Source organism: Luteibacter anthropi (assembly GCF_023699965.1).
GTDB classification, from domain to species: domain Bacteria; phylum Pseudomonadota; class Gammaproteobacteria; order Xanthomonadales; family Rhodanobacteraceae; genus Luteibacter; species Luteibacter anthropi.
This window is the reverse complement of record NZ_CP077072.1, coordinates 713,993-739,331: the sequence shown is the minus strand read 5'-3', so window position 1 is coordinate 739,331 and position 25,339 is coordinate 713,993. Positions and strand designations below refer to the sequence as shown.

At 65.5% G+C, this 25,339-nt stretch carries 22 protein-coding genes; 10 read left to right on the top strand and 12 right to left on the bottom strand.

The annotated features are described in order from the left end of the window. The first annotated feature begins 57 nt into the window (after positions 1-57). Positions 58-1,248: an MFS transporter gene (locus KR767_RS03380; protein ID WP_250878097.1), complete on the top strand. Its 1,191-nt coding sequence runs from the start codon at positions 58-60 to the stop codon at positions 1,246-1,248. Positions 1,249-1,444: 196 nt separating this feature from the next. Here KR767_RS03380 and KR767_RS03375 read toward each other — a convergent pair whose 3' ends face one another. Both KR767_RS03375 and KR767_RS03370 read right to left on the bottom strand, forming a co-directional pair. Further along, positions 1,445-2,866, bottom strand: coding sequence for an FAD/NAD(P)-binding protein (locus KR767_RS03375; RefSeq protein ID WP_250878096.1), 1,422 nt, complete (start codon positions 2,864-2,866; stop codon positions 1,445-1,447). 46 nt (positions 2,867-2,912) lie between these two features. Continuing rightward, positions 2,913-3,491, bottom strand: a complete 579-nt coding sequence (locus tag KR767_RS03370; RefSeq protein ID WP_166951424.1) for a cysteine dioxygenase — start codon at positions 3,489-3,491, stop codon at positions 2,913-2,915. A 162-nt stretch (positions 3,492-3,653) separates the two neighbouring features. On the opposite strand from KR767_RS03370, the gene KR767_RS03365 reads away from it, so the two are divergent. Beyond that, entirely contained in the window at positions 3,654-3,944 is a 291-nt protein-coding gene (locus KR767_RS03365) for a hypothetical protein (protein ID WP_250878095.1), read from the top strand. 17 nt (positions 3,945-3,961) lie between these two features. Here the strand turns inward: KR767_RS03365 and KR767_RS03360 are convergent, their stop codons facing one another. After that, positions 3,962-4,624 carry an energy transducer TonB gene (locus KR767_RS03360; RefSeq protein WP_250878094.1) on the bottom strand — a complete coding sequence of 221 codons (663 nt, stop codon included), beginning with the start codon at positions 4,622-4,624 and terminating at the stop codon, positions 3,962-3,964. Positions 4,625-4,861: 237 nt separating this feature from the next. Further along, entirely contained in the window at positions 4,862-5,689 is an 828-nt protein-coding gene (locus KR767_RS03355; protein WP_166951433.1) for a universal stress protein, read from the bottom strand. Positions 5,690-5,828: 139 nt separating this feature from the next. Here KR767_RS03355 and trhA point away from each other — a divergent pair, with 139 nt between their 5' ends. After that, positions 5,829-6,491, top strand: a complete 663-nt coding sequence (gene trhA / locus KR767_RS03350; RefSeq protein WP_250878093.1) for a PAQR family membrane homeostasis protein TrhA — start codon at positions 5,829-5,831, stop codon at positions 6,489-6,491. A gap of 109 nt (positions 6,492-6,600) precedes the next feature. Here the strand turns inward: trhA and KR767_RS03345 are convergent, their stop codons facing one another. From KR767_RS03345 to KR767_RS03325, 5 genes are all read right to left on the bottom strand, one after another. Beyond that, a complete protein-coding gene (locus KR767_RS03345; RefSeq protein ID WP_250878092.1) occupies positions 6,601-8,370 on the bottom strand; it encodes a DUF885 domain-containing protein in 1,770 nt (589 codons plus the stop codon). A 180-nt stretch (positions 8,371-8,550) separates the two neighbouring features. Beyond that, positions 8,551-9,231 carry a type 1 glutamine amidotransferase domain-containing protein gene (locus KR767_RS03340; protein ID WP_250878091.1) on the bottom strand — a complete coding sequence of 227 codons (681 nt, stop codon included), beginning with the start codon at positions 9,229-9,231 and terminating at the stop codon, positions 8,551-8,553. 109 nt (positions 9,232-9,340) lie between these two features. Beyond that, positions 9,341-9,946: a TetR/AcrR family transcriptional regulator gene (locus KR767_RS03335; RefSeq protein ID WP_250878090.1), complete on the bottom strand. Its 606-nt coding sequence runs from the start codon at positions 9,944-9,946 to the stop codon at positions 9,341-9,343. A 79-nt stretch (positions 9,947-10,025) separates the two neighbouring features. Then, positions 10,026-10,508, bottom strand: coding sequence for a DUF456 domain-containing protein (locus KR767_RS03330; protein WP_250878089.1), 483 nt, complete (start codon positions 10,506-10,508; stop codon positions 10,026-10,028). Beyond that, positions 10,508-11,278 (bottom strand): DUF3298 and DUF4163 domain-containing protein, encoded by a 771-nt coding sequence (locus tag KR767_RS03325; RefSeq protein ID WP_166951447.1) that lies wholly within the window; start codon positions 11,276-11,278, stop codon positions 10,508-10,510. The genes KR767_RS03330 and KR767_RS03325 overlap by 1 nt, the downstream gene beginning before the upstream one ends. Positions 11,279-11,372: 94 nt before the next feature. On the opposite strand from KR767_RS03325, the gene KR767_RS03320 reads away from it, so the two are divergent. Beyond that, positions 11,373-12,023 (top strand): RIO1 family regulatory kinase/ATPase domain-containing protein, encoded by a 651-nt coding sequence (locus KR767_RS03320; RefSeq protein WP_250879218.1) that lies wholly within the window; start codon positions 11,373-11,375, stop codon positions 12,021-12,023. 107 nt (positions 12,024-12,130) lie between these two features. On the opposite strand, the gene KR767_RS03315 is transcribed toward KR767_RS03320, so the two are convergent. Then, positions 12,131-12,907 carry a ferredoxin--NADP reductase gene (locus KR767_RS03315; protein WP_250878088.1) on the bottom strand — a complete coding sequence of 259 codons (777 nt, stop codon included), beginning with the start codon at positions 12,905-12,907 and terminating at the stop codon, positions 12,131-12,133. Positions 12,908-13,136: 229 nt separating this feature from the next. Between KR767_RS03315 and KR767_RS03310 the strand changes: the two genes are divergently transcribed. Next, positions 13,137-13,529: a hypothetical protein gene (locus KR767_RS03310; protein ID WP_250878087.1), complete on the top strand. Its 393-nt coding sequence runs from the start codon at positions 13,137-13,139 to the stop codon at positions 13,527-13,529. Further along, positions 13,529-14,041, top strand: coding sequence for a hypothetical protein (locus tag KR767_RS03305; protein WP_166951454.1), 513 nt, complete (start codon positions 13,529-13,531; stop codon positions 14,039-14,041). Before KR767_RS03310 ends, KR767_RS03305 begins: the two co-directional genes overlap by 1 nt. A gap of 370 nt (positions 14,042-14,411) precedes the next feature. On the opposite strand, the gene KR767_RS03300 is transcribed toward KR767_RS03305, so the two are convergent. After that, positions 14,412-17,444 carry a TonB-dependent receptor plug domain-containing protein gene (locus tag KR767_RS03300; protein WP_250878086.1) on the bottom strand — a complete coding sequence of 1,011 codons (3,033 nt, stop codon included), beginning with the start codon at positions 17,442-17,444 and terminating at the stop codon, positions 14,412-14,414. 625 nt (positions 17,445-18,069) lie between these two features. Here KR767_RS03300 and KR767_RS03295 point away from each other — a divergent pair. Then, entirely contained in the window at positions 18,070-20,244 is a 2,175-nt protein-coding gene (locus KR767_RS03295; RefSeq protein ID WP_250878085.1) for a hybrid sensor histidine kinase/response regulator, read from the top strand. 94 nt (positions 20,245-20,338) lie between these two features. Further along, positions 20,339-23,371 (top strand): sensor histidine kinase, encoded by a 3,033-nt coding sequence (locus KR767_RS03290; protein ID WP_250878084.1) that lies wholly within the window; start codon positions 20,339-20,341, stop codon positions 23,369-23,371. A gap of 4 nt (positions 23,372-23,375) precedes the next feature. On the opposite strand, the gene KR767_RS03285 is transcribed toward KR767_RS03290, so the two are convergent. After that, positions 23,376-23,636: a hypothetical protein gene (locus KR767_RS03285; RefSeq protein ID WP_250878083.1), complete on the bottom strand. Its 261-nt coding sequence runs from the start codon at positions 23,634-23,636 to the stop codon at positions 23,376-23,378. A 111-nt stretch (positions 23,637-23,747) separates the two neighbouring features. Between KR767_RS03285 and KR767_RS03280 the strand changes: the two genes are divergently transcribed. Together KR767_RS03280 and KR767_RS03275 are read left to right on the top strand one after the other, a co-directional pair. Further along, complete coding sequence (locus KR767_RS03280) at positions 23,748-24,509, top strand: AraC family transcriptional regulator (RefSeq protein ID WP_250878082.1); 762 nt, start codon at positions 23,748-23,750, stop codon at positions 24,507-24,509. Next, complete coding sequence (locus KR767_RS03275; RefSeq protein WP_250878081.1) at positions 24,506-25,339, top strand: methyltransferase domain-containing protein; 834 nt, start codon at positions 24,506-24,508, stop codon at positions 25,337-25,339. The genes KR767_RS03280 and KR767_RS03275 overlap by 4 nt, the downstream gene beginning before the upstream one ends.

The following is a 25,339-nucleotide window of genomic DNA, read 5'->3' as shown; positions in this document are numbered from 1 at the left end:
TTGCATGCCTGGCCTGGCCGGAGAATGGACACCATCGCTTTCTTCCGAGCCTATCCTATGCACACCCCGTCGTCCCGTCTGCCCTTGTTGGCATTGTCGGTGGCTGCCTTTGCTATCGGCACCACCGAGTTCGTCATCATGGGGCTGCTGCCCGAAGTGGCTGCCGACCTGAAGGTCAGCATTCCCTCGGCCGGCATGCTGGTGTCCGGCTATGCCCTCGGCGTTGCCGTCGGCGCGCCGGTGCTGGCCTCCCTGACCGCGAAGCTGGAGCGCAAGCGTGCCCTGTTGCTGCTGCTCGGCTTGTTCATCCTAGGCAACCTGTTGTGCGCCGTGGCGCCGGGCTACGACGTGCTGATGGTGGCCCGCGTCATCGCGGCCTTCTGTCATGGCTCGTTCTTCGGCATCGGAGCCGTCGTTGCGGCGCATCTGGTGCCGGCAAACCAGCGGGCCCGGGCCATTGCGATGATGTTCGCCGGCCTCACCCTGGCCAACGTGCTGGGCGTGCCGTTCGGTACCTTCCTGGGGCAGTGGGCGGGATGGCGCTCCACGTTCTGGGCGGTGACGGGGCTGGGTATCCTCGCCGCGATCGCCGTGGTCCGTTTCGTGCCGGCGTTGCCGAACCTGAAAGCTCCCGACATGGCGCGCGAACTGCGGGTGTTGCGCGAACCGCAGGCGCTGATCGCCCTGGCGATGACCGTGCTGGGCTTCGGCGGCGTGTTCACGGTGTTCACCTACATCGCGCCCATCCTGCAGGAACAATCGCATATCAGCCCGCAGTGGACGGGCGCCGTGCTGGTGCTGTTCGGCGTGGGCACCACCATCGGCAACATGCTGGGCGGTCGCCTTGCCGACTGGAAGCTGATGCCGTCGCTGATGGGCATCCTCGTGGTGCTGGCCGTGTTGATGGCCGCTTTCGCCTGGACGATGCATTCCACCATCGCATCCATCGTGACCGTGTTCGTCTGGGGCGTGGCCGCCTTTGCGACCGTGGCACCGCTGCAATCGCGGGTGGTGCATGTGGCAGGCGACGCGCCCAATCTTGCGTCGACGCTGAATATCGCCGCGTTCAACCTGGGTAACGCGGGCGGTGCATGGCTGGGTGGCGCGGTGATCGGCGCAGGGTATGCGCTGCCGGTGGTAAGCCTTGCCGGTGCGGCCGTCACGGTGGTGGGCTTGCTGGTGACGATGGTCAGTGTGGTGATGGAGCGGCGCAGCGCGGCTGGCATGGTGACAGCGGGTTGTGCCTGAACCCCCAAGACATCGTCACCTTGTAGGAGCGCGCCTTGCGCGCGACCGGTCGATGCGATGCATGGATGATGTTCGTGATAACCGGTCGCGCGCAGGCGCGCTCCTACAATAGCTTGCGATCACATGGGGGTTGGGCCGCCCGTCGCTGCGCCGAGCGTAGGGCCGAAGGCGGCCCCACCCCACGAAGCGATCCGCATCACTTCGCGGGTTTATCCGCCACCAGCATGTTCGCCACCGCCTGCGCCTGCCTGCGGATCTCGGGAATGGCCGTCGACTCCCACAGGGCCCCGCGCAGCAGGCTGCCGATGGCGAAGAGATTGCCGCGTGCCTTGCCATCCGCATCGAGCAGATGGCCATCCGGTTTCGCCTTCAGCCCCAGCCCCAGCGGATCGGGCAGCACAAACTTGCCGACCACCAGCTGCTTCATGAGGTGATGCTCGGTACGCAATGTGTCGGTGTTGAGGCCGACCGTCTGCACGACGATGTCGTAAGACTCGGTGAGTTCGTTGCCGCCGGGCAGTGATCGCACGACGTTGAGCTCGCCGTCCGGCGACAGCGTGACCGAACGCATGCGGCCACGCAGGCGCTTCAGGCGGTCGGTTTTTTCAAGCTTGACGATGGCGTCGGTGACCTGCGGTGGCATGCGATGGCGTGCGCGCTCCCAGGCCCAGCGTGCATGGCGCAGGAAACGGGCGCGTTCGGTGTCCGGCAGTTCGGCCCACAAGGACTGCGTATGCGGACGCATGCCATCGATGACGGTGCGCCAGTCCACCGTGCGCTCTTCATCGCTGTTCGTGCCGTGTGCATAGCGACCGAGCCCCATGGCCTTGCGTATGCGCTTCGACCAGTTGCGTACATTGGGGTCGTCACGCAGGGTCTCGATCAGGTCACTGCCGTCGTCACCGGGAACCGAAGGGGAATCCAGGTGCGGTTCGGGCAGCTTGCCGTGTCGCGACAGGGCGGTGAAGCGCGCGTTCGGCCACTTCGCCGACAGCTCCAGCAGGACGTCCACGGCCGTGAGGCCAAGACCGATCACCAGCACGCGCAAGGGGCGCTCGTCTTCCGGTGCGGAGGCGAGGTAAGGCCACGGATCGGTGACATACCGACCGCTGGCCAGGGCGGCCTCGTGCACGCCCGGCAGGGGACGCGGAGGCAGCGAGCCGATGGCCAGCACCGCCGCGTCGGCATGGGCCTCTTCATCGCCGTAGCCGATGGTGACGCCGTCCTTCGAGGGCACCAGCGAATCGGCCGTGAAGGGCACCACGTTGACGTGATGCTTGAGGCCCGGTGCATTCTTGATCGCCTGCTCGACACGCTCGCGCAGGAAATTGCCGTACAGCTTGCGCGGCAGGAAATCGGAACCCTTGACGCTGGTGTCGTGCGACTGGGCGTATTCGAGGAAGCCACCGGGCTTGCTCACGAACATGCCCATGGAGGCCGCACGCACGTTGAGCAGGTGGCGCTCGGAGGGCGTGCCGTACGCGACACCGCGACCCGCTTCCGGGCCGCCGGCGTACCAATCAAGGTGAAGCGGCTTTGCCGTGCGCCGCTCCAGCAATTCGCTCACCAGCGTCGCCGCTGCTGCGCCACCGCCGATGATGGCGACTTTCTGAAACATGTGTTGGTCCTTCGCCCGTAGGGTGGGGTGGAGGGCCGTGAGACCGTCAGGCCGTCAGGCGTCCCGCGATGATCGACTGCCTCGGTCGTGCGATCCAGTGTCCCGAAGGACCGGGCTGCTCATACGCGAGGTACTGTGCCAGATCGCCACCATACACGTGAAGCGTGAGCGCGGTGTCGTGCCGCGACAGATTGCGGCAGCGATGCGCATGAACTTCCGTGGCATCGAACCATGTTGCGTCCCCCGGCCCCAGCCAGGTGCGGCCGCTGCTGCGCAGCGCGTGCTCGTCGTCGCCGCGGTCGAAGGACTCTACTTCGAGCGCGCCGGCGATGGTCACCTCAAGGCCCCACAGGCCGCCATGGTCGTGCACCGGCGTGGTGTATCCCGGCGGCCAGGCCATGACGAGCACGCTCACGGGCGGCCGCGACCGCTCGGCGATCATCCAGCGTTCGAAGCCCCGGCGGCGCTCGCGCAGCGCACCGAGCGAGGCCATGGCCTCGCCGTTGCGCGCGTGCAGCACGCGGCCGATCTCGCGGCCCATGCTGGCAAGGTCCGGGTGCTCGGCGTCCGACAGGTCGAACGCGATGTCCCGCAAGGTGGTGATGATGGAAGAACGTTTACCCATGGAAGGGTCCGCCCCGTAAATCGACTGAGCGGAAGTGGAGCATGGGCGCCGTTAAACACTCGTAACCCCCCGTCATGAAAATCGCTTTAAACTTTTCCCTGGCAGGCCGCATCGAAGGGACGAACCGCCCGCAAGCGGCCCCGCTCAACGGAGAGCCCCGCCATGATCATCCTCACTTCGCTCGTCGTCCTCGCCGCCGGTTTCTGGCTGGTCTTCGCCCTCATCGGCGCCGTCCTGAAGCTGTTCTTCGGCATTGTCGGTGGCGTGTTCAGCCTGGTCGGCAGCCTCCTGGGCGCCGTCATCGGTGGCGTGGCGATGCTGCTGGTCGCCCCCGTGGTGGTCCTGGCCCTGCTGCCGGTCCTGTTGCCGGTGGCCTTCCTGGTGCTGCTGGTGTGGGCCATCGCCCGGGCCACCCGCAAGCCGGTCGTGGTGGTGACGCCGACGTCGCACTGACGCCGGCGTTCCTTGGGTCAGAGTTTTCTCAGGTCAAACGTGACGGGGATGCGCGCCCAGGCGCGCACGGCCCTGCCGTTGGCCGTGGCAGGCTGGAAACGCCATGCGGCCAGCACCTGGTCGCGGGCTGTCTTGTCCAGGATCTCGTGACCGCTGCTCTGCTCGATCTCCACCTGTAGCGGCTTGCCGGCCTCGTCCACCAGCACGCGCAGGGTCACCGTGCCTTCCATGCGCCGGCTGATCGCCGCCCTCGGATAGGCCGGAGCGGGGGCCGAGACGTAGGCCAGGTGGGCTTCCACCGGGGCCGCTTCCACGGCCGGCGGGGACTGCATGACCTCAGTCGGTGCCACCATCGGTGTGCTGCCTTCGTCGCTGGCTGTCGGCACCACGGCGGGCGGTGCCACGGTCTGCGGTTTCACGATGTGGGTCGGTGTGTCGTGCTTCACGACGGGTAGCGGTTTCATGTCGATCGGCGGGGGTGGAACAACCTTCGGCTCCACGGGGTGATCGATCAGCCGGATCGAGGGCGTGGGCAGCGGCGCGGTGACGATCTGCGCCACCATGGGGCGCATGACGGCGATGAGGGCGGCGGCGTTGAGGGCGATCGCTGCGCTCATGGCAACGATGCGGACGGTATCCGGGTGAACCCCGGCCAGGGACTGCGGACGAGCGAACGACATGAGCCACCTCCATGCAATGTGGGAGAAGGTGATACGCGGTCGGGAACACGGCCGGGTGGGGGCCGGCGGGGATCGTGTTCAGGTCCGGTTTCAGATTAGGCCCGGGTCGAAGGTTCTTGCAATAGGGGTGTGCGTGGCGATTGGTTCATCCGGTTACGTTGTAGGAGCGCGCCTTGCGCGCGACCGGATCATCGCGAAAAGCGGTCGCACGCAAGGCGCGCTCCTACAGGGAGCTTTCTAGTGCGCCACGAGCATCGGCACGTCGGATTGCATGAAGAGATAGCGCGTGGTGCCGCCCAGCACCATTTCCGAAAGGCGCGAACGCCCCCAGGCGCCCATCACGATCAGGTCGGCACCGTCGCGGTGGGCGATGTCGAGCAGGGCGGGGCCGGGTGACGAAAGCGCGGACTCGTCGAGCCGGCGGACCTCGGCCTTCACACCATGGGTGTCCAGCCAGCCGCAGATATCGGTATCGGGCAGGGCGCAGGTGCCGGTGTCCTCGTCGCGACTGCCGTCGATCACGGTCACCCGCGCCGCCTTGCGCAGCAAGGGCAGGGACGAACGCACGGCCAGCGCGGATTCGCGGCTGCCGCTCCAGGCCACCAGGACGTGCTCGCCCAGCGTTTCCACCGGTGCATTGTCCGGCACCACGAGCACGCCACGGCTGGAGGCGAAGACCGTACGCGATACCACCCCGAAACCGATGGGTGCATCGCCACGCATGGTGGACGACCGTTCCATCACCACCAGGTCGTAGCCGGCCGAGGCATGGGCCAGCAGGGTGACGGTATCTCCCGTGCCGACCCGCCAGTTGCCTTTCAGACCCTTCGAAGCCAGCAGAGCGGCCCAGTCGTCCCCGATGGCCTTGGCGTCGCTGGTGCGCTGACGCACGGCGTCCAGTTGCATGGGGACGGCCTCGGGCACAGTGAAGGCGGTAGCCGGCAGGTCCACCACGTGCATGGCGTCCAGCCGGGCGTCGATGCGTGAGGCCATGGCCAGCGCGGCCCGCAGGCCGGAACCCTGGGGCGGAAGACGGGCGATGTGCAGCAGCAGTTCGAGGGTCATGCCCGCATGGAACACCGCCCGGCGGGGCAGGTCAATGGCCGTTCCGTGATGAATGCCGCGGAAGGCCAATTGCGAGCGGTTCTCGTCAAGGGGGCGGCTGGAGTACGCTCGGGGTCCCCGCCCATCGAACCGACAGCCCATGACCCTCGACAGCGCGCGCCCGCGCTACCCCTTCGCCGAAGAAGTCGCCAGCAGCGTGATCCACGGCATCGGCCTGGTCCTGAGCATCGCGGGCCTGGCGGTGCTGGTGGCCTTCGCGGCGATGTACGGCGGCACCCGTGCGGTGGTCGCCAGTTCCGTGTTCGGTACGACATTGATCCTGCTCTACACGGCATCGACGCTGTATCACTCGATTCCGGGCGAGATCCCCAAGCGCGTGCTGCGCACGCTCGACCATATCGCCATTTTCCTGCTTATCGCAGGCACTTATACGCCGTTCACCCTGCTGGCGCTTCCGGGGGCCTGGGGCTGGGGCTTGTTCGCCACGATCTGGACGCTGGCCCTGGTGGGCAGTGCGGCCGAGCTGGGCATGCTCAAGCGCTATCGCAAGGCGGCCGTGGTGATGTATGTGCTGATGGGATGGGTGGCCGTGGTGGCGATCCAGCCGTTACGGCAGAACGTGGAAACGGGCGGACTGGTGCTGCTGTTTGCCGGTGGTGTCGCCTACACGGCGGGCGTGCCGTTCTATGTCGCGAAGAAGCTGCCGTTCGGGCATGCGATCTGGCATTTCTTCGTGCTGGCGGGGAGCGTGCTGCACTACCTGGCGATTCTGCTTTACGTCATTCCTGACGCGCCACATTGAATCAGGTGGCGTTGTAGGAGCGCGCCTTGCGCGCGACCGGGTTGTCGCGATAACCGGTCGCGCGCAAGGTGCGCTCCTACAGGGGGTTTGTACGAATCAGCGGTGAGGCTTATTTCTTCTTCAGCTGTTCGGGAATGAAGCGCGTGCGCACCGCTTCGGCCAGCAGATCAGGTGGCAGCAATCCCTGAGCGACCAGGAAATCGTTGAAGGCCTTGCGGTCGAACTTGTCGCCAAGCGCCGTCTGCGTTTCCCCGCGCAGCTGCAGGATGCGCGTATAGCCGTAGAAATACGACGTGGCCTGGCCGGGCGAGTTGAGCGTGTAGCGATCCAGCTCCTGGCGGGCCATTGCTTCCGACAGGCCGACGTCATGCACCAGGATGTCGTGCGCGCGGTCGCGGGTGACCAGGCCCAGGTTGAGCATCGGATCGAGGAAGGCACGTGCAGCACGCAGCAGGCGGAACTGCAACGCGATGAACTGACCTGCCGGCGGCTCGTACGGCATCATTTCCGCTTCGGAATACAGCGCCCAGCCCTCGACGTTGACGCTGTTGAAGGCGAACAGGCTGCGCGTGAGCGAGACACCCTGTTCCACCATCGCGGCGAACTGCAGTTCGTGGCCCGGGCGACCTTCATGGGCGGTGAGCGTCCACGCGGCGGCCGCAAAAGTGAAGTCGTCGTACATCTGCGAGGCGTCGCCGTTGGCCGGCGGATTGCCTGCCGTCAGCACAAAGGTGCCGCGTTGTCCGGTGTTGTTGATGAAGGGCGGCGGATCCATGTGCGGTGCAGGCGTGCGCGCCGCTTCGGCTTCCGACGCCATGCGCATGGCCAGCTGGCGCTTGGGTAGTTCGACGATGCGCTGCTTGCGGATCACGTCTTCGATCTTGCCGATCACCTCGTGGTACATCGGTTCGACCTGGTCCTTGGGCAGCTGCTTTTTCTTCAGCGCCTTCAGCACGTCGCGATAGTCACCGTCGGGCAGGCCTTCGGCCTTCGCCACCACGGGAGCGAGCGCCTGCAAGGCATAGGTGGTTTCCATGAATTCCAGCTGCGCACGGCCGATCAGGTCGCGCGGCGCGATGTCCAGGCCGACCTGCTCCAGGTTATAGGCGTACAGCGGCTCGGGCAGGCGGAAGTCGGTACGCGAGCGCGGCAGCACCGTCTGCTTCACCCAGGCGTTGTAATCCTTCAGCTGCTTGTCGAGCTTCGCCATCGCCGCGTCGCTGCCAGCGATCTTCTTTTCGACGAAGAGCTTGCGGATGCCGTCGACATAGCGCTGGGTGTTGCCCAGCTTCTGCTCCACATCGGCCTTCACCGGACCCAGCAGCGCCTTGTCGCCAAGGGCTGCCGTGGTGCGCGTGCGCGCCTGGTCCACGATGGCCGTGCAACCGGGCGTGATGCCCGTGTAGCAGTTCAGGCGGCCCAGCGCAGCCTTGTTCTGCTCCGGCGTGCTCTGTGCGTTGAGCAACGAAAACTCACCGCTGAACACGATCTGGCCGACATCGAACCAGGGCAGCAGGTACTTGTCGTTGAGGTCGATGCCCTTGATGTTGCCGTCGATCTGCTTGACGAGGATCTGCAGGTCTTGCTTGACGTTGGGGTCCTTTTCCTCGGCCAGTCGCGCGGACAGCTTCTGCTTCGCATCCACCAGCGCGGCACGCTGCTGTTTCTCGGCGTCGGCACTGAGGTCGGCAATCTTCTCGTCATAGCCCTTGATGCCGATATCGGTGGCCGATTCCGGGCTGAAGCGTGCCGTGATATCGAGCAGCACCTGTGCGTCGGTATTGCTGCGGGCGATCCAGGCGGGCTGCGCGGGCTCGGCGGCGTGCAGGCTGCCGACCGTGAAGGTCACGGCAGCGGCAAGGGTGAGTCGTCGGAACATGGGTGTCTCCCGGTGAAGTCCGGCGAGACTAGCGGCAGCCGTGGCGCGTCGCCAATGCCCGGAAGTGGGGTGTACATACCGATTGCCAGCCGGGTGTCGTCGCCGAAGCCCTTCCGGGCTCCAGCGACAGACTCTGCATCCATGCACCTGTTGGTTTCCATGGCTCGCTTTTGGGATGCCTTATCCGCGCAGTGCGTCGATCAGTCGTGAGGCGGCAGCGGAGGAAGACGCCGGGTTCTGGCCCGTGATGAGCACACCATCCGCCACCACGTAAGAGCCCCAGTCGGGACCTTTCGAATAGTGCCCACCGTTGGCCTTGAGCATGTCTTCCACCAGGAAGGGCACCACGTCGGTGAGGCCTACACCCGCTTCCTCGGTGTTGGTGAAGCCGGTGACCTTGCGTCCCTCGACCAGCGGATGACCGTTGGAGGCCTTCACGTGTTTCAACATACCAGGAGCGTGGCACACCAGCGCCGTCGGCTTGCCAGCCTCGACGAACGATTCGATCAGCGCGATCGAATGCCTGTCTTCCGCCAGATCCCACAGCGGACCGTGGCCGCCCGGATAGAACACGGCGTCGAAGTCCGTGGACGAAACGCTGTCCAGGCGAACCGTGGCATTCAACTGGGCGTTCGCATCCGGGTCCGCTTCAAAACGGCGTGTCGCGTCCGTCTGGAAGTCAGGCTCGTTGCTCTTGGGATCCAGCGGAGGGCGGCCGCCCTTGGGCGAGGCGAGCACCACCGCCACCCCGGCGTCCTTGAACGTGTAGTAAGGCGCGGCCAGTTCTTCGAGCCAGAAGCCGGTCTTGCGGCCGGTCGTGCCCAGTTCGTCGTGCGAGGTCAGAACCATCAGGACTTTCATGTCGTTCTCCCGGTATCAGCTGATAGAGATTAGTAGACCAGTCGGCTAGTGGATTGGCCCTAAAAAAGCACTTCCGCGGAAGTGCGTGTTTCGCCTGGCTGCCCCCCGGTCAGGAGGGCAGGTGAAGCATCTGTTTCGTGGTTTTCATGGCCTGCGCGAAGGGCTCCGGGCTGCGGGCGATTTTCGCCATCAGGCTGGTTCCCAGCCACAGCTGGTAGAGACTCTGCGCCATGTCTTCCGGTGCTCCCTCGCACGTCAGGGAACCCTCGGCCATGCCGGCTTCGATGGCGCCGGCCAGGTGTTCGATGATCTTCGAGGTACCGCGTTTCAGCGAGGCACGCATGGGCTCGGAAAGGTCCGAGACTTCGGCGCCGAGTTTCACGGCAAGGCATTTGCCCTGGCAATCCAGGAAGGACTGGTTCTCCTGCCAGCCGCGCCAGTAGTTCGCCAGCCGCCCGGCCATGGTGAGCCCCGGCTGGCGGAGCGTTGCATCCATGTCAGCGAGGTAATCCTCGAAATAGTCTTCGAGCAGGGCCTCGCCGAAGGCTTCCTTCGAGGCGAAGTAGTAATAGAACGATCCCTTCGGCACGCCGGCGCTGGTCAGGATCTCGTTGAGACCCACGGCGGAAAACCCACGGGCGCCCATGATCTGCTGGCCTACGGTCAGTATCCGGTCGCGGACGTCAGGGGTATCGGCGGCAGTCGATGGGCTCATGGGACGTACCTTATCCAGAATTAGACCGGTCGTCTAGTGCCGGATTCTCTATCGGGCATCCGAAGTGGGATGGCCCGGTTCAGGAAAAAAGCAACGCGAGCCCCGCCATGCCGATCATGAGAAAGGAGATCACCACTTTGGCGACGATGCCCAGCAGCATGCCGATCCAGGTGCTCACCCCCACGTGAGCCGAGCGCAGGATGCTCTGCCCGGACCACAGCTCGCCCACCATGGCGCCGACGAACGGCCCCAGCAGCAGGCCGGGAATGCCAAAGAACATGCCCACCACGGTGCCTGCGCCGGCACCCCACAACGCTCGCGGACTGGCGCCGATCTTCTTCGCGCCCAGTGAGGCCGAGACGAAATCCAGGGCAATGCCCACGGCGGCCACGATGGCGATCGCCACGAGCCAGCCCCAGCCCAGGTGGCGATACTCATCCACGGCAGCGGCAAGCCAGATGCCGCCGAAGATCATCGGGATGCCGGGCAGAACAGGCAGGATGGCGCCCGCCACGCCGCCCACGACCAGTGCCGCCGAGAGCAGGTAGAGGGCGATCTCCATCAGCGAAAGGCCTCGCGGTATTCGGGCTTGAGCCATGCGGAAAACGCGTCGCTGGGCACATCCACGGCCTGCGGGCCCGCCGAATACGCCGCCACCTGGTAGGGAGGGAAGATCAGCGTGACACCGTGGGCCTTGTCATCCGGGCCGGTGAGCAGGTTGAACACACGGAAATGGTTCTTGCCCGGCGCAGTGCCTTCGTCGATCTGCCGGCTGTCCGAGGCCAGGGGCTCGTCATCGTCATCCAGGGCGCTGATGAGCTGGCGCCGTGCTTCCGTGGCGAACGCGCCTTCGGCGGCGTCCGGATCGGCGAACAGGTCGCGGATCCCCACCACGCGCTGCTCGTCGAGATCGTAGGTGAAGCTGTCTACGATCGGGGCGGGATGAGCGCCACCGGTGAAGGCCGAGCCATCCACCTGCACGTTGAGGAAGCGGTCGGTGCGCGACGCCACGGCGATATCGAGGTTGAGGTCCCAGGGCAGCTCACGGGCACGCTCCTGCGCGCCCGGCGCATCCAGGCTGGCCATGAAGGCCTTTTTCTGGCGTTCCACGTAATGGTCGAGCGTCGTGCGCAGGCCCGCGGCCCGGGCAGGCAGGTCAGGAAGCTTCACTTCCACGGTATAGAGGCCTTCCCGGCTCGATTGGGTATCCTTGTCGGCACGCGTCTGGGTGGACGGTGGCGTTTCCCCGCCGTTCGTCCGGTCAGCGCCTTCGCGGCAGGCGGCAAGCCCGGCGGTGGCGAAGACCAGCGACAGGATGTGTCGCACCAGCATTTCGGCTTATCTCCCTGCAAGGCCCGCATCTTAGCGTAGCGGCTGCACAGCGGAGAGAGCGTCAACGAATCGAAGGAATAGCGTGTACGACGCGATGACGGAAACCGTCACCCTGCTCAAGGCCGATGAACTGGGCCGTATCGAACGCGTGGAGCGCGGCGGACAGCTGCTCATCCGTCGCGATATCGCCGCCGCGCGCTGGTGGGCCCGCTGGTTCGCGCGCCGCGCGGCTGCGCGTGAAGCCCGTGCACTGAAGCGGCTCGAGGGCATCGACGGCGTGCCGCGCCTGCTGGCCTGGAATGGCTGCGTGCTTGAGCGCAGCTATATGGCCGGCCTGCCGATGCAGCAGGGCCAGCCGCGCGATGCGGCGTATTACCGCGATGCCTTGCGCCTGCTCGCCGTGCTTCACCGTCGCGGCATCGTGCACAACGACCTGGCCAAGGAACCCAACTGGCTCGTGCGCGAGGATGGCTCGCCGGGGCTGGTGGATTTCCAGATCGCCTGGACACGTGGCAGGCGTGGGGCCTTGTTCCGCCTGCTGGCGCGCGAAGACCTCCGCCACCTGCTCAAGCACAAGCGCACCTATGTGGCCGAGCGCCTTTCCACCCGCCAGCGGGCGATCCTTGCGCAGCCCGCGCCGCATTCACGGCTATGGCGGGCAACGGGCAAGCGGCTCTACAAGCTGATCGCGCGCAAGGTGTTCGGGTACTGGGACAACGAAGGCCAGGGCCGCATCCGCCGCTGACATGCCCTTTTTTGTAGGAGCGCGCCTTGCGCGCGACCGGTTGTCGCGAAAACCATCAACGCATTCGCATCACCGGTCGCGCGCAAGGCGCGCTCCTACACGATGCGTTACTTCTCGACGAATGCCCGCTCGATCACGTAATCGCCCGGCTCGCGCGTGCGCGGCGAGGCCTGGAAACCCCCGCCATCAAGCAGTACGCAGATGTCTTCGAGCATCGACGGGCTGCCGCACAGCATCACGCGGTCTTCCGCGGGGTTCAGTTGCGGCAGGCCCGTGGTGCGGGCCATCTCGCCGTCGGCGATGGCGTCGGTGATGCGGCCGCGGTTGCGGAAGTCTTCGCGGGTCACCGTCGGGTAGTAAACGAGCTTCTCGCGCACCAGGTCGCCGAGATACTCGTGGTTCGGCAGTTCGTTCTCGATGTATTCGGAATAGGCCAGGTCGTTGACGTGGCGCACGCCGTGGGCGAGCACGATCTTGTCGAAGCGCTCGTAGGTTTCCGGGTCGCGGATGATCGACAGGAACGGCGCCAGGCCCGTGCCGGTGCCGAGCAGGTAGAGGCGCTTGCCCGGCTTCAGGTCGTTGAGCACCAGCGTGCCCGTGGGCTTGCGGCTCACGATGACCGGGTCGCCGGGCTTCAGGTGCTGCAGCCGCGACGTGAGCGGGCCGTCCTGCACCTTGATGCTGAAGAACTCCAAGTGTTCCTCGTAATGCGCGCTGGCGATGGAGTAGGCGCGCATGAGCGGGCGCCCCTCGACTTCCAGGCCGATCATCACGAAGTGGCCGCTTTCAAACCGGAAACCGGGATCGCGGGTGGTGCGGAAGCTGAAGAGCGTGTCGTTCCAGTGGTGCACGTCGATGACGTGCTCGGTCGCCAGTGCCACCATGGTTTGCTTGAACCTCAGATACAAAAGGGACGTGGGCCACCGCGCGACGCGTTGGCCCTGGATTCGGCTGGGGAAGCGGCCTGAAGGCCGCGCTGCCTCGCACGTCGCGCCGCGCCTTCGTAGGTGCGGGCTCAGCGCCATAAGGATACACCAGGGCGTTACCCGGGGCCGGCATCCCGTCTCGCGCTGGTCTAAGATCACCAGCCACCCACTTCAAGGACGGTGCCGCATGACCCGACCCGAATACGCCCCCGGGCAGGCCTGGACCTACCGGACCCGAGGCGACGAGGAAGCCTCCCGCCTGATGATCCGCAAGATCAATATCGAGCCGGAAGACGGCGAGGTGTTCCATGTCTCCCTGAAGGGAGTGAAGCTTCGCAACCACCGGGTGCCCGGCGGTTTCCAGCCTGCGATGCATCATGCGGTGATGAACCGCGCGGCGCTTGATCGGAGCGTAGTGGCCATGGTGGGGGAGGCCGATTCCGATGAAGCCTGGATGGATGGCTATGCCGTCTGGCGCCAGGCCTACGACAACGGGGACGCAGGCGTGTTCGACATCCCTGCCGACCAGATTCTCGGCTACATCGAAAAGGTGGTTGCCGCATCTGGCGAGGCCCGCTGATGCGCCGTGTCCTTAGCGTGATGCTGCCCTTTGCGCTTGTCGCCTGTGCGCATGCGCCCCAGGTCACGCAGGTACCTCAACCGTTACGTGACGGGAAGGTCAGTTACGAAGCCCTGCCCGTCGTTGCCGATGGCAGCTACAAACTCGAAGCCAGCCAGACCTCGTTTGGTGCCCAGTCCATTGCACGCGATCCACCGGCTTACCCGGCGGAACTTGTCGCCAGCAATCTGCCGCCTGTCACCATTCGCGTGAAGGTCATCGTCGATGGGGAAGGCAAGGTTACCGACGTACGCGACCTGGATGCGCCGGCGGACGAACATCACGCAGCCTTCTTCGCGGCATGCCGTCAGGCAACTTTGCACTGGAGCTATACGCCCATGACCATCGTGGATATCCATGAAGAATCGGGTGGCAGGATATCGCAGATACGGCACACGGCGCCTTTCAGCCTGGACTACGCCTTTCATTTCGAGTTGAAGGATGGCGCGCCACTGGTGTCCTCGGATCGGTGAAGTGCATCTCCCCAGCGATCGCGCACCACAGACCATGTGGCGAGTTTGATCGCCGATGCGATCGGCTCCCATTCCCGCTGCCAGCACCGTTGCGTTGTAGGAGCGTGCTTGCGCGCGACCGGATGAATCGAAAAGATGAAGGTTTTCGCGACAGCCGGTCGCGCGCAGGCGCGCTCCTACAGGGGAGCGGTAACCCCAAAGGTTTTCCCATCCGATCTCACGCATCAACGGCAGGCGCGAGGCCGAAAGGCGAGCCCACCCTACGAAGCGAAACAAAAAAAGAGCGCCCGGCTCCAGATCGTCCGGTCGGGGAGGGACCGGACGATCGAAGGGGGCGCAAGTCACACAGGGATTCGTGGTTCGCTGGCGATCAGAAGTCGTACGTCACGGCCAGGCGTGCGTAACGCGGGTCCTGCACGTAGAGCGGCACGCGGTAGATCGGGTTCGGGGTGAAGGGGCGATCCTCGCTCGACGGGTAACGGTAGGTGGCGCGCTGCTGGTTCAGCACGTTGAAGACATTGGCCGAGAAGGCCAGTTTCTGGTCGGCCCAGTTCGGCCGGTAGGTCAGGCCGAGGTCGAGCTGGAACGTCCAGGGCAGCCGGCCTTGCGATCCCGGCGGCGACGGCAGCCCGTTGCAGTAGTGATAGGTGCTGCCGTAGGTCTTCGGGTCGCTGTGCGTGGCACCGTAATAGCCCAGGCATACCTCGGGGGCGCCGGAGATCGCCTGGAAGCTGCCGGAGAGCTGCCATTCCGGGGCGAACTGCCAGTAACCGTACGCCTTGAGCTGATGAGTGTGATCGTTGCCGAGCACACCGTTGGAATACTGCATGACGTAGCTGTTGTCCCAGTCCACGCTGCCCGCAGCGCCGGACTGACGCGTATCCGTGCGTGCCTGGCCTTCCGAGTCGCCATAGGAACGCGAGAACAGGTAATCGACCTTGCCGTACCAGACGCCATCGAATGTGTGCTCGAGGAATCCTTCGAGGCTGTAGTAGCGGCGCTTGGCGGACGGAAAGCCCATCTCGTCGCGACTGAGCGGTACGCCGTAGGCCTGGCCGTTGGCGTCGATCAGGGTGAACGTGTTGGCCGAACCGCCGTTGATCAGGTAGCAGCTGTTGCTGCTGCCGATGGTATGGCCCAGTGCCTTGGCCTTGTCGGTCACCAGACCCACGTCGCAGAAGTCGTCGATCACGCTGCGCAGGATGCGCTGGGTCGCCTTGACGCCGTAGACCCAATGCTCACCAAACGACTTGTCGAAGCCCAGGATGAATTCGTCCTGGTGTTCCGCCTTCAGGTTCCTGCCGGCGACGGTGCGAGGGTCGGGCGGGATGCCATAGGAGTTGTTGCCCGAGACGACGTCGCTGATCTGGGTGAGGCCGGTCGGTGCGCCTGTCGTGGGATCGATGCCGGAATAGGTGTAGTACTGCTGCGTCGAGGTGTATCCCGCCGCTGCGCCGGTTGCCGGGTTGAGCGGAAGGCCAAGGTAATAACGGCCCGCATTGGCGAACACCTTGAACGAACCATCGCCATTCACGTCCCACGAGGCACCCAGGCGAGGTGCCCACTGCGGTTTGGTCTGCTTGATGAAAGCCTGGCCGAACTGGTTGTAGTCAGTGAACTGGTCGTTGCGCAGGCCGATCGACAGGAGCCACTGGTCGGTGAGCTGCCATTTATCCTCGATGTACTGCGCGCGTTGCCTGGAGCGCACGTTTACGCGGTTGTTCACGATGTTTCGGCTGACGAAGTAGCCGGTCTGGCCATTGGGGAACAGGCCGGGCGCCGGCACGAAGTTGCTTCCTGCGGCATCGGAGATCGGCTGGTTGGGGTTATCGGTGTGACCGTAGTCCCAGACATAGCCCGGGCCGGGGCTGGACGTGCCGAAGTCGAGGACGCGCGAGCCTACGTTGTCTATGCCTGCCGAGAGAGTGTGGTCGCCGAGCACGTAGGCGACATCGAAACGGAAGTTGGTCGACTTGTTGCCACGACCTGGCGCGCTGATGTCGGGTACCTGGCTGTTCTGGATGGCATGACCGCCGTTCAACAGCGGATTCTGCTTGGGCGCGTCGTCGACGCGGACCAGGTTGGGGTCGTAGTCGGCCGCCTGGTCGTAGTTCTTCGTGTCCATCTTGCCGTACATGGCGCTGATGGTGAGGTTGTCGGTGATGTAACCGGTGTACTTGGCGACGTAGAGATCGCCGCCGGTCTTGGTGTCGTTGACATCGCCGATGCGCGAGGTGCGCTCGCGGTTGACGAAGTCATAGCGGTAGCGGGTGCCGGAGCCTTCGCGCTTGTCGCCGGCGCCGGTCAGTTCGAGGATGTTGCTTTCGTTGATGTTCCAGTCGAGCTTGGCGTACCAGCGCGGCGATCGATAATCGTTGGTCGATGCCGGCGTGTTGTTGCCCACGTCGTTGACGTTGCGACGTCCCTGTTTTTCGAATTCACCGGCAGCGAAGAAGAACAGCTTGTCCTTGATCAGCGGGCCACCGGCATAGGCGCTCACCGTCGTGGTCCAGGCGCGGTTTTCGCTCTTGGGCTGGTAAAGATTGCCCGCAGGCGCAGAGGCTGGCGTGGCGTAGTAATGCAGGTCGGAATAATGCGAGCGGGCGAAGGCCGGCTCCCATAGCACCTGGGCGCCGAAATGCCATTCATTACTGCCGCGCTTGCCGACCTGGTTGATCACGCCGCCGTCGGAGCGGCCGTATTGCGCGCTGTAGCCGCCGGTGTAGACCTCCTGCTGGTCGATGGCGCCGTAAGGCAGCTGCAGGCCGCCGAGTGCGTTGAGCGGATCGGTCGTGTTGAAGCCGTTGACGTAGTAGGCGTTCTCGTTGGCGGCCGCACCGCCGAAGCTCGCCACCGAGTGACCCGTGTCGCTCTGGAAGTTCGCGCCATTGTTCACCACGCCCGGGGCCAGCCGGGCGATCGCTTCGGCGTTGCGCCCGAGCGGCAGCCTGGCGAGCTGCTGGGAGGTGATGACGGTGCGCGAATCGACGGACGTGACGTCGATACTGGGCAAGGTGGTGCCCGTCACCGTGACGCCGGTGAGGCTGGTGGCATCGCCTGCCGTAGCCGTTGGGGCGGGTGCGGCGAAGGAGACATCGGTGCTCGCGCCGACGCGCAAGGCAACATCCTTGCGCGTATCCACCGTCGTGCCGTCACGGACCAGGCTCACGGTGTAGGTGCCCAGGGGAAGCTGCGAAACCGCATAACGACCACGTGCATCGACGGCAATCTCGCGGCGGAAGCCGCTTCCACTCTCGATGACGATGCTTTGGTTGCCGCCGGCCGGGACGCTGCCGTTGATGCCGCCGGTGGTGGACTGGGCCTGGACGGCGCTCACGCCGGCCAGGCAGGTACAGATGGCGAGCGCGAGCGCGCTCTTCCGCGAAAAGTTCGGTTTGTTCATGTGCTCCCCAGGAATGTCGGTGCCGCCAAGTGACTCAAAGCGGTGACACGCGACGAAGCCCTCGCCCATCCCCGGCGAAGCCCCCGTCCCTCGTCGTTCGTCACCGGCCTATTTGCCTCGATCCAAATAGACCCTGCGAACGATTTACATGAGCGCTCCGACGATGTCCAGACCTCAGGAGCGGCGACGATATGGACGTCCAATTGAAAGTTGCCGATGGCGCGATGCAGCAGAAAACCGCGTAAGTAGAGGTATTTCCGTATGTTGATGACCACCGGTCGCCTGGCGCATCCAGGGAAATCAGGGGCACGATGGCAGGCTTTTCACCGATGCCGCCGAAGTGTATCGGGATGCTGTTTTTGTGACGTGGTTTGGATCGAGGCAAGTCTCGTGCCATATCCATGCTTCCTTGTTCGCGCAAAGAAGGCTTCGACATGTTTTGACGGGATAAAGGGCCGTATATCGCGCTGCGACGACACGCCGCAATCCTGAACAGGACGGTGATTCCCATTGGGAAACCGCGTCTTAGCCGAAATTACCGCTATAAGGGCCAAATTCGGACTTGCCAGCGAACCGCAAGACCATAGACTAGGCGATTATCGCGTAGGGGGCGGATCAGGCGGGCATGAATATCGATGGCGGTAGCGGTAAGCGCGCCGAACCGGTGATGCTCAGCGAGGCTGCCGAACGTCTGCGCAATCCGCGGATCGACCGCATCGTCGCCAGCTTCCGCGAGTACCGCGTCTCGCTCATGCGAGCGGTCATCCTTGGGTTTATCGTGGTGTGGACGGCGGCGTGGCTTCAGGGGCCGGAGCCGATGGCCCTCGAGGCCCACCGGGTGTTCCCCGTGGCGGGCGGGCTTTTCCTGGGTGCCACGTTCTGGATGCTGTGCATGCACGCGGCCCCCCGCCTGCGGCGAAGCCAGTTCGTGGATGCCATCGGCACCATCGCCAACTACGTCATCGTGTGCGTGCTGTTGAAGACCGCCTTCATGCTGGTCATCACACTGACAGCGGTATTGCCTTTCCTGTCGGTGGCGGTCGGCGTCCGTTATAGCCGCAAGGCGTTTGCGGCCAGCGTCGTCGCCTCGGTGGCGGTGCTGATCGTAAGCGGCCCGGAGGGTTACTGGATTGCCCGTCCGGCCTATGCCTTGTACGCGCTGGCCCTGGTGGTCGTATTGCCCATGACGCTTTACCGGCTGATGGACGCACTGCGCGAAGTATCGTCCGAGGCGATCGCCTCGCGCGAGGCGCAGCATCGCTTCATCTCGATGATGAGCCACGAGATGCGCACGCCGCTGAGCACGGTCATCCACTCCGCGTCGTTGATCGATACCTCGGTGATGAACGACGACCAGCGGCGGCTGGTGGCCTTGCTCGCGTCCAACGCCAATGCGCTCCTGCATCGGGTCAATGCCGTGCTCGACGTCGCATCGTTCGCGGGCGGCCGTTTCAACCTGCGCCATCAGCCATTCAGTTTTGACGAAGTACTCGAAACCGTCGGCGCCGTGTGCCGCCCGCACGCGGCGGAAAAACGCCTTGCCTTCACGCTGTCCCGCGACGCTTCGGTGGGAGGCGTGTTCACGGGTGACCCGGGCCGGATCGAACAGGTACTCTCCAACCTGGCCTCCAATGCCGTCAAGTTCACGCCACCGGGTGGCTCGGTAGAGGTCCGCGTGGAACTGCATGAAGGCGTGGGAGGGCGTGATCCCACCATCCTGTGCACGGTGACCGATACCGGCATCGGCATCGCCGATGCGGACAAGGCACGGATCTTCGACCCGTTCCACCAGGTAAGTGCGGGCGAAAGCCGCCGCCAGGAGGGCGTTGGCCTTGGTTTGTACATCGTGCGCAATGTTTCCGAGCAGATGCACGGTCACCTGCATGTCGCCGACAATCCGCTCGGCGGCACGGTGTTCAGCTGGCGCTTCTCGCTGGCGCGTGCGGCGGAAGGTGTCCGCAGCGTGGCGGAGATGCCGCTGGTGGAACTGCTCGACGATCATCGCCGCCGGGTTGCCTCCCAGCGTTGCCTCGTCGTCGATGACAACGCGGCCAACCGGGAAATCGTGGGCCGGATTCTGGAGCGTGCCGGCCATGCCGCCACGTTCAGCGCCAGCGGTGACGAAGCGCTGGGCCGCCTTGCGGAGGCCGAGTTCGATCTCATCTTCATGGACCTGCACATGCCAGGAAGCTCGGGCTGGGACGTACTGGGCCGTATCGACGTGGCGCGGCGTACCCGCCCGATTCCGCCCATCGTGATGCTCAGTGCCGATTCCAGCCACGATGCCGTGCGCATTGCTTTCAAGGCCGGTGCCCGCGCCTACCTCACCAAACCCATCGCCGCGCAGCGGTTGCTGGATGTGATCGAATCCATCGCCGAGGAGCGCTGGCTGGAAGATACGGCTCGTGCATGGCAGACGGTCCCTGAAGTGACGGCCGTGGAAACGCAGGATCCTTCCCCGTTGGACGAGATGCGAATGCTCGCCACCGACGAAGAGTTCGCTGGGTTCGTCGATCTGTGCGTGCGTACCGCGGGAGCGCACATCGAAGCGCTCAGGGCGTCGATGTCGTGCCATGACATCGCGGCGGCATCGGAAGCCATCCATGCCCTGCGCAACGTGCTGGGCAACCTGGGACTGCCGGGTGGCTCGCGCGTCTGTGACGACCTTGCCGTGCTGCTGGATGCCGGAGGCGATTTCCACCAGGCCCATGCGGAACTGGACACGCTTGCGCGATCCGTATGGCGCTTTGCCGAGATCCAGGGCATGCGCTCGCGCTCCATGGAAGGTGCGGGCGCCTGAGGCGCTTGCACGCCTGCCGCCTGCTGAGCAGTTTTTGCCGCGACGCGAAGCCTCCGGCCGCGTTATCGTTGCGCCTCACCGGATAGGACAGGACATGCGTCGCCTGCTACGCGCGATGGCCAGGTCGGGAATCGTCGGGCTGGCGCTGTTGGGCTGGCTGGCGAGCGCGTGGGCGGGCGACAGCCGCGACCGGGATATCAGCCAGTTTTTCCATTCCTCATGGACGGTGCGCCAGGGGGCGCCCGGGCAGGTCACGGCGCTGGCGCAGACGGCCGATGGCTATCTCTGGCTGGGCTCGCTGAGCGGCCTGTATCGCTTCGACGGCGTGCGCTTCGAGCGTTATCGCCCGCATGGCAGCGACTTCCTGGCCTCCGCGGTATCCACGCTCTATGCGCCGCCTTCGGGGGGGCTGTGGGTCGGTTTTCGCTATGGCGTGATCAGCTACATCGCGCAGGACGGCCGTGCCACGCACTATGCGGCCGGCTCGGGGCTGCCCACGGCCACCGTCTACGGCATCGCCGGCACGCCGGACGGACGCATCTGGGCCGCGACCTTCAGCGGCCTGGTCCAGCTCGACCACGGGCGCTGGCATGCGGTCAGCCCGGTCATGGGCCTGATCGGCTCGCGCGCACGCAACCTCACGGTAGACCGTGAGGGACGCCTGTGGGTCGCCACGGAGAAGGCGCTCGAATGGCTGCCCAACGGTGGCCAGCATTTCGTGGTGGCGACCACCGACGTGGGCCGCATCAATCGTATTGCCGAAGCACCGGACGGCACGATCTGGGTGGCGGAAGCCGATGGTGGCGTGCGTCCCGCATGGGCCGGAGAGCGCAACCCGGACGACATGGGGCCGGTGCTGCGACTGGCGTCGGCCGGGCTGTTGTTTGATCGCGACGGTGCCCTGTGGATGCCTACGCTGGGCGACGGCATCCGTCGCGTGCCCTACGTGCGCGAGCTTCCCCGCCAGGTGATCGATGCCAGCGGCACGGTCGCACAACGCTTCGTCGAGCATGATGGCTTGTCGTCGGACTCCGCGGATGCCGTCATCCAGGACAGGGAAGGCAATATCTGGGTGGGCGGCACGGGTGGACTGGATCGCTTCCGGGTCAGCCGGCTTGAGCCAGCCCCCACGCTGCCCGGCGCGACGGACTTCGCCATCGTCGCCGCGAAAGGCCACGGGGTCTGGGCGGGCACGAAGAACCGCCCCCTGGCCAGGGTGGAGCCCTCCGGCGTGCAGGCGACCAACTTCACCAGCGCCATCACGGCGGTGTCGCGCGATGCCGACGGCATCTGGCTGGGAGGGCCCGAAGGCATCTGGCGGATGCGCGACGGTGATCCCATGCCCGTGGCCGACCTGCCGTCGCCGCAGTACACGGGCGTGCAGGCCATCGAGAGCGATGGGCATGGTGGCGTGTGGCTGTCCATCAACCGCCCGGGGCTCTATCACTACAGCAATGGTCGCTGGACGTTCGACACCCTGCCCATCATGGCGAATGATCCGTCGCCTCTGATCCTGCACCGGGATGCATCGGATCGCCTGTGGATGGGATTCGCCCGCAACACGGTGCTGGTGCGCGACAAGGAGCACGGCCGCCTGCTCGGCCCGGCGAACGGCCTCACGATAGGCAACGTCACCGCGATCATGGACGACGGGAGCATGACCTGGCTCGGTGGCGAACTGGGCCTGGCCCTGGTGCAGGGACAGGAGGTGCGCAGCATTCCCACCCTGGGCGAACCGCTTGCCGGCATTACCGGTCTGGTCCGCGACAGTCGTGGCGACGTCTGGGTGAACAGTGCCGCAGGCGTGGGCCGCATCGCGGGTGCCGACCTTCGCCGTGCAGCAAGCGATACGACGTACCGGCCTGCGGTGGAGCTGTTCGACTGGCTGGACGGCCTGCCGGGAACGCCATCGCAGTTCCGTCCCCTGCCGAGTGCGGCCGTGGCGGACGATGGCCGGCTCTGGTTCGCGACCACCAGTGCCATCGTGTCGATCGATCCGCTCGATGTGCCACACAACACCTTGCCGCCACCGGTGCATATCCAGTCGGTATCCACCGACATGGGCAGCTGGCCCACCATGACGCCGGTGCACCTGCCGGCACGCATCGAGCGGCTGCGCATCGCCTACACGGCCACCAGCCTGAGCATGCCCGAGCGCGTGCGGTTCCGTTACCGGCTCGAAGGGCTCGATACGCGCTGGCGCGATGCAGGTACCGAGCGCGAGGCTATCTATACCGATCCACCGCCGGGGCATTACGTTTTCCAGGTGACTGCCGCGAACGAAGACGGCGTGTGGAACGAACAGGGCGCCGAGTTGCCTATCGACATTGCCCCTGCGTTCTACGAGGCATGGTGGTTTGCCGTGTTGTGCGTGATCGCGGCGGTGGCGATCCTCGCCGCGGCTTATCTTTCGCGCGTGCAGCGGATCAAGGCCAGCCTGCGCGAGCGCCTTCAGGAGCGGCATGCCGAGCGCGAACGCATCGCGCGCGAGCTGCACGACACTTTGCTGCAAAGCATCCAGGGGTTGTCGATGCGCTTCCAGGCGATTGCAAACCGCGTACCCGAAGGCGATGCGCTGCGCGATTCGATGGAGCGCGCACTGGATCGCGCGGAAGACGTGCTGGTGGAGGCACGTGACCGGGTCAGAGGCTTGCGCGAACACACGGTGGACTCGCGCGGTCTCGCCGTCGCACTACAGGAACTGGCTGCGGAATATGCACAGGAACACACCGTGCCCATCGGCGTCGATGCGCGCATCGATGCGTCCGGCATGGATCGCGCGGTGCGCGACGAACTGTACGGCGTGACCCGCGAGGCCTTGCACAATGCCGTGGCTCACGCGGATGCAAGTCGTATCGACATCGTGCTGGATGTCGAGGGCCGTGACCTCGTGCTGCATGTATGCGACGACGGACGAGGCATGGACGAAGCCATGTTGCGCGAAGGGCGCGAGGGTCACTGGGGCCTGCGTGGCATTCGTGAGCGCGCCGTGGCCATCGGCGGCATGGCTTCGATTACCTCTCGTCTTGCCGGCGGCACGGTGGTGACGGTGCGCATTCCCGTCGAGCGGGCATTCCCCGGCCGTGGTCACTGGTTGCGCCGCCGGTTCCGGCGGCGCAACGATTGATGCATCAACGATCGCGCACCGCCGCCACTGCGGCGGCGAGGCTCTCGTCCGAAATACGGAACACATCGAACACGCCCAGTCGTTCCATGGCAGGCACGAGGGCGAGGGCGTCTTCCAGGGCGGCGGCACGTGCTGCGGTGTCGCTGCCCTCGTCGGCAAGCACACGGGCATTCACGATGAAGGCGCCCACCGTGCCCTTGCGGACCGTGACGCCATCGAGCACCACGCTGTTCGTGTCGTCGGGGAGGATATCGTGGGGTTTCATGAACAGGTCTCCTTGGGGTGTGTGCATAGCGTGAGGCGGCCGGGCTTGGCGCGCGCCCGCGTTCGCGCCAGACTTCGCCGCGTGCACGCCAATCCGCCCCCGCCGCCCCTCATGTCCCTGCCTCCGGTCGCCAGCGCGCACTGGTTGAGCGGGTGGTGGAGCGTCGCGCCGGAGATTCGCGATACGGTGATGCACGATCATCCGCATGGGCAGGTGTTCGGCACCACACGTGGGTTGCTCAGTGTCGTGACGCACACCGCCCGCTGGTTTATCGGGCCCGGGCAGGCCATCTGGCTGCCGCCTGGCGTTCCCCATGCCGCAAGCTCGCACGGGGCGTTGACGGGATTCAGCATGTACGTGTTGCCGGGAGCCGGGCGCGATCTTCCCGCGGAGGTTTTCCTGGCAGGCGTATCGCCCCTGTTCCTCGCTCTGCTGGAGCGTGTGGCCCAGTGGCGGGGTGACGGTGCATGGACCCCGCAACGTGAACGTCTCGCGGCTACCTGCTGGGACGAATGGACGGAACTACCGCGTTCGTCGCTGGCGCTGCCCATGCCCGCCGATGCACGCCTGCGTCGTGTGTGCGACGCCCTCATCGCGACGCCCGCCGATCGACGGGGGCAGGATGCCTGGGCCGCTCTGGCCACCATGTCTGCGCGCACGTTCGTACGCCACTTCCTGGCGGAAACCGGCATGGATTTTTCCAGCTGGCGCCAGCGGGCGCGGTTACGCTGGGCGCAGGAACGTCTCGCCGCTGGTGCGCCCGTATCCGCCGTGGCAGTGGATGCGGGCTATGACAGCCTGAGCGCTTTCGCTGCCGCTTTCCGTCGGCATATGGGCATCGCGCCATCGGTCTACGCGCGTTCGCTCGTATGATCGATTCCCTCCGCGCACGGATGGACCAGATCGACGCAGCGGCGCAATGGCGACAGCCGGAGGCCTTCGCGCATCGCGCTGAACTGGCGGATCGGCTCGATCTGTATCTTGCAGGCGACGCCGCGCCGGACGAGAAGGCGCGCGGACAACGGCTTCTGGATGACATGGCGGCCTGTGACGAGCGGCTGTTCGCATCGTTGCGCCAAGCGATACGACGAGGCGAAGGGCGTGCCGCGCTTGCCCCATGGCTGGATGGGCAGTCACCGCGCGGCCAGCACTATGACGCGCTGGATAGCCTCCTGGGTGGTGTGCTGGCGCTCGACGAACCCGTTTCGGACGATCCGGTCCCGCCGCCGGACATGGTGTTCTACCAGCCGACGCCGGCCCGGCACATTGTCGATTGTGTCCAGCGCGCGGGCATCGGCGCGGCGGATACGGTGCTCGACCTGGGATCGGGACTGGGCCACGTCGCCATGCTGGTGAACATCCTGAGCGGTGCGCGCACGCTGGGCGTGGAGCGCGAGCCGGCCTATGTCGCATCCGCTATCCGGGCGGCAAGCGCGCTGGAACTGGGCGATGTGCGCTTCCTGGCCGCCGATGCGCGCGAGATAGGTTTCGATGGCGTGGATGTCGTCTACCTGTTCACGCCGTTCATCGGTCGCGTGCTGGCAGAGGTGGTGGCTTCGCTGGAACGGGCGGCAGCAGTGCGACCGTTGCGCATCGTCACCCTGGGGCCCTGCACGCGCACGTTTGCCCGGCTTGCATGGTTACAGCCCGACGGGGAAACCGCGCCGGACCGTATCGTGGTGTTCCGCAACCGTGCGGATTGA

Bases quoted from the DNA above. Each gene is read 5' to 3' on its own strand.
- KR767_RS03315 (WP_250878088.1), bottom strand. From the start codon at position 12,907: ATGGTGGCACTGGCGACCGAGCACGTCATCGACGTGCACCACTGGAAC.
- KR767_RS03340 (WP_250878091.1), bottom strand. From the start codon at position 9,231: ATGAAAGTCCTGATGGTTCTGACCTCGCACGACGAACTGGGCACGACC.
- KR767_RS03300 (WP_250878086.1), bottom strand. From the start codon at position 17,444: ATGAACAAACCGAACTTTTCGCGGAAGAGCGCGCTCGCGCTCGCCATC.
- KR767_RS03305 (WP_166951454.1), top strand. From the start codon at position 13,529: ATGCGCCGTGTCCTTAGCGTGATGCTGCCCTTTGCGCTTGTCGCCTGT.
- KR767_RS03365 (WP_250878095.1), top strand. From the start codon at position 3,654: ATGATCATCCTCACTTCGCTCGTCGTCCTCGCCGCCGGTTTCTGGCTG.
- KR767_RS03335 (WP_250878090.1), bottom strand. From the start codon at position 9,946: ATGAGCCCATCGACTGCCGCCGATACCCCTGACGTCCGCGACCGGATA.
- KR767_RS03320 (WP_250879218.1), top strand. From the start codon at position 11,373: ATGACGGAAACCGTCACCCTGCTCAAGGCCGATGAACTGGGCCGTATC.
- KR767_RS03330 (WP_250878089.1), bottom strand. From the start codon at position 10,508: ATGGAGATCGCCCTCTACCTGCTCTCGGCGGCACTGGTCGTGGGCGGC.
- KR767_RS03290 (WP_250878084.1), top strand. From the start codon at position 20,339: ATGCGTCGCCTGCTACGCGCGATGGCCAGGTCGGGAATCGTCGGGCTG.
- KR767_RS03360 (WP_250878094.1), bottom strand. From the start codon at position 4,624: ATGTCGTTCGCTCGTCCGCAGTCCCTGGCCGGGGTTCACCCGGATACC.
- KR767_RS03275 (WP_250878081.1), top strand. From the start codon at position 24,506: ATGATCGATTCCCTCCGCGCACGGATGGACCAGATCGACGCAGCGGCG.
- KR767_RS03380 (WP_250878097.1), top strand. From the start codon at position 58: ATGCACACCCCGTCGTCCCGTCTGCCCTTGTTGGCATTGTCGGTGGCT.
- trhA (WP_250878093.1), top strand. From the start codon at position 5,829: ATGACCCTCGACAGCGCGCGCCCGCGCTACCCCTTCGCCGAAGAAGTC.
- KR767_RS03355 (WP_166951433.1), bottom strand. From the start codon at position 5,689: ATGACCCTCGAACTGCTGCTGCACATCGCCCGTCTTCCGCCCCAGGGT.
- KR767_RS03325 (WP_166951447.1), bottom strand. From the start codon at position 11,278: ATGCTGGTGCGACACATCCTGTCGCTGGTCTTCGCCACCGCCGGGCTT.
- KR767_RS03285 (WP_250878083.1), bottom strand. From the start codon at position 23,636: ATGAAACCCCACGATATCCTCCCCGACGACACGAACAGCGTGGTGCTC.
- KR767_RS03280 (WP_250878082.1), top strand. From the start codon at position 23,748: ATGTCCCTGCCTCCGGTCGCCAGCGCGCACTGGTTGAGCGGGTGGTGG.
- KR767_RS03345 (WP_250878092.1), bottom strand. From the start codon at position 8,370: ATGTTCCGACGACTCACCCTTGCCGCTGCCGTGACCTTCACGGTCGGC.
- KR767_RS03375 (WP_250878096.1), bottom strand. From the start codon at position 2,866: ATGTTTCAGAAAGTCGCCATCATCGGCGGTGGCGCAGCAGCGGCGACG.
- KR767_RS03370 (WP_166951424.1), bottom strand. From the start codon at position 3,491: ATGGGTAAACGTTCTTCCATCATCACCACCTTGCGGGACATCGCGTTC.
- KR767_RS03295 (WP_250878085.1), top strand. From the start codon at position 18,070: ATGAATATCGATGGCGGTAGCGGTAAGCGCGCCGAACCGGTGATGCTC.
- KR767_RS03310 (WP_250878087.1), top strand. From the start codon at position 13,137: ATGACCCGACCCGAATACGCCCCCGGGCAGGCCTGGACCTACCGGACC.